This is a genomic window from Amycolatopsis sp. SID8362, from assembly GCF_010550475.1.
GTDB lineage: Bacteria > Actinomycetota > Actinomycetes > Mycobacteriales > Pseudonocardiaceae > Amycolatopsis > Amycolatopsis eburnea.
Genome location: NZ_JAAGNB010001835.1, coordinates 1 through 2,825, shown reverse-complemented (window position 1 = coordinate 2,825; position 2,825 = coordinate 1). Strand labels below are relative to the sequence as shown.

At 73.9% G+C, this 2,825-nt stretch carries 3 protein-coding genes; all 3 read right to left on the bottom strand.

Features of this window, described 5'->3' with window-relative positions:
- The coding region (locus G3I65_RS55935) for an ATP-binding protein (RefSeq protein WP_275940205.1) at positions 1-250 on the bottom strand (250 nt) is incomplete at its 3' end.
- A complete protein-coding gene (locus tag G3I65_RS55930; RefSeq protein WP_160704755.1) occupies positions 247-1,257 on the bottom strand; it encodes a zinc-dependent metalloprotease in 1,011 nt (336 codons plus the stop codon). The genes G3I65_RS55935 and G3I65_RS55930, both read right to left, overlap by 4 nt.
- Positions 1,258-1,359: 102 nt before the next feature.
- The coding region (dacB, locus tag G3I65_RS55925; protein ID WP_160704753.1) for a D-alanyl-D-alanine carboxypeptidase/D-alanyl-D-alanine-endopeptidase at positions 1,360-2,825 on the bottom strand (1,466 nt) is incomplete at its 5' end.

The window sequence follows — 2,825 nt, the reverse complement described above, 5'->3', positions numbered from 1 at the left end:
CGATGCCGAGCGCCTTCGCGGCCGCGGCGGCGTCGAGCGCGACCTTGCCCGAACCCTCCTGCAGGCCGTGGTCGACGACCAGCGCGCGGACGACGTGCCCGCGGTGGTGCCCGACGTACGCGGCGGCCTCGGCCAGCGCGAGGGAATCGGCGCCGCCCGAGACCGCGACGCAGAGTTCAGCCGGCGCTTCGACGCCGTCCAGGAAGGCGCGGACGGCCCTGCGGACGGTCGCGACCGCCGGCCCGGTCATCCGTGCAGGCGCCGGACCCACGCCGCCGGATCGGCGATCTCGGCGCGCGACGGCAGGGTGTTCGGCGAGCGCCAGACGGCGTTGAAGCCGTCCATGCCGACGGCGTCCACGACGTGCTTCGTGAACTTCGCGCCTTCTTCGTACTGGCGGATCTTCGCGTCGACGCCGAGCAGCGCGCGCAGCAGCCGGTCGAAGACGCCACCGCCCTTGCGCCGGGCGGTGAACCGCGCGCGGATCGTGTCGACGCTCGGGACGACCTGCGGCCCGACCGCGTCCATCACGTAGTCGGCGTGGCCTTCGAGCAGCGTCGAGAGCGCCAGCAGCCGGTCGAACACCGCGCGTTCCTTCGGCGACTGGAGCAGCTCCGCGAGGTTCAGCTTCGGTCCCTGCTTGATCGCCTCGGGCAGCCTGCCGAAGAGGTCGGACAGGCTGTCGCTGCCGCCGCCGGCGAGGCCGGAGACGAGCCGCTCGACTTCGTCGGCGAAGTAGTCGCGCAGCCACCGGACCGCGGTGAACTGCAGCCGGTGGGTGCATTCGTGCAGGCAGACCCAGAGCCGGAAGTCGTGGCCCGGCACGTTCATCGCCTGTTCGGCGGCGACGACGTTCGGCGCGACGAGCAGCAGTTGCCCTTCCCGCTCCGGCCCGCCGAAGGGGTCGTACTGGCCCAGCACGCGGCTGGCGAGGAAGGCGAGCACGAGCCCGGTCTGGACGCCGGCGCCCCCGGCGAGGATCGGCCCGAGCGCCCCGCCCTGCTGCGGCAGCGCGCGCCCGGTCAGCGCGTCGAGCCCGGCGGCGGCGGACCGCACCCAGCCCGGCCGGTCGACGACCTCGCCGGGCAGCAGCGGCAGGTCGAGACCCAGGTTCGTCAGCTGCCGGACGTGCCCCTCGGCCTCCATCGTCAGCTCGCGCAGATCGGTGACGGCCGCTTCGGCCTCCTCGCGCGGGACCGACGGGCCCCCGCGCACGAGCAGCGCGCCGGTCTGCGCGGCGATCGCCCAGTCGACCATGGGCCGGGTCTCGGTTTCCTGACTCACCCTTCCGACGCTACCTGGCCGGTGGAGGTTTCCGGCCACGATCTTCGTACGGTTCGCACACGGAGAGGTACGCCGCTACGCGCACCCGCACTTGCGGAGGCTCGTGGCGAGGACGTCGATGGCGTCCCGGCCGGGGTCGGTGTCCGAGCCATTGGACATGAACGCGAACACCAGCACCCGGCCGTCCTGGTCGAGGACCAGGCCGGCGAGGGTGTTCACCCCGGTCAGCGTGCCCGTCTTCGCCCGCACCCAGCCGCGGCCCGCCTGGGACGCCGGCGTGTCGAACCGCTTGTCGGCGAGGGTGCCGGAGCCGCCCGCGACCGGGAGGCCCGCCAGCACCGGACGCAGCTTCCCGGTGCCCGGGTTCTTGCCCTCGGGGGCCGCCGCGGCCGCCAGGAGCTGGGTCAGCACCCGGGCCGGGATGCGGTTGAGCGACGAGATCCCGCTGCCGTCGGACAGCTCGACGCCCGAGACGTCGAACCCGTGGTCCTTGAGCACCTTGAGCGTCGCCTTCGCGCCGCCGGCGTAGCTCGCTTCCTCGCCGTTGGCCAGCGCCACCTGCCGGGCGATCGCCTCGGCGAGTACGTCGTCGGACAGCACCATCAGGTCCGACACCAGCTCGGTCAGCGGCGCCGACTTGACCTCGCCGAGCACCTTCGCGTCCTTGGCCGCGGTCGCCTGGCCGCCGGGCGAGGCGCCCAGCTTCGAGGCGATGGACGAGGCCAGCGCGCTGCCCGCGTTCGCCGTGCGCTGCGAGTTGTTGTCCTTGGGGCTGAGCCGGCCGCCATCGGCCATCACCGGGGACATCTGCGTCGCGTACGTCGAGGGCGCGTCGCCCGCTTCCCAGCCCGGCGCGGTCGTGGCGCCCTTGAACAGGCTCAGGTCGACCTGCACCTTCTTGACGCCGGGCGCGGCCTTCTTGACCTGCGCGACGAGGTCGTCGACGTGCGCGGACCCCGGGTACAGCGGCGAGTCCGTGCCGAGCGGCAGGTTGGTGATCGTCGTGTCGCCGCCGCCGACCAGCACGACCGTGCCGGGGTCCGCGCCCTGGACGATCTTGGTCGACAGCCTGAGGTTGTGGTCCAGCGAGAGCAGCGCGGCCGCCGACGTGAGCACCTTCGTCGTCGACGCGGGGGTCACCGGCGTCGACGAGCCGTGGTCCCACAGCACGGTGCCGGTCACCGGGTCGATCACGCTGCCGGTGAGCTGGCCGAGCGCGCCGTTGCCGGCCGCCGGGGCCAGCACGGACTTGACGCCGTTCGCGGTCGGCGCCTTCCCGGTGTTGTCCGGCCCGGCCAGCTGACGCGTGGCGGCGGACGGCTCGGGGCTGTCGCCCTTCGGCGCGTTCGGCGCCCACGGCAGGCCCAGCCGGTTCGACACCTTCGGCATCGCCGCGGCGACCCCGCCACCGGCCAGCACCAGCAGGACGACCACGACGAGCGCGATCAGCTTGCCCTTGCGCTTCTTCTTCGGCGGCTCCTCCGCCGGCGGCGCTTCGGCGGCGGGCGGCGGTGCGGACGGCGGCTGCTGGTCGGGCCGCG

Excerpts from the sequence above, each read along its gene's own strand:
- G3I65_RS55930 (WP_160704755.1), bottom strand. The coding sequence starts at position 1,257 with ATGGTCGACTGGGCGATCGCCGCGCAGACCGGCGCGCTGCTCGTGCGC.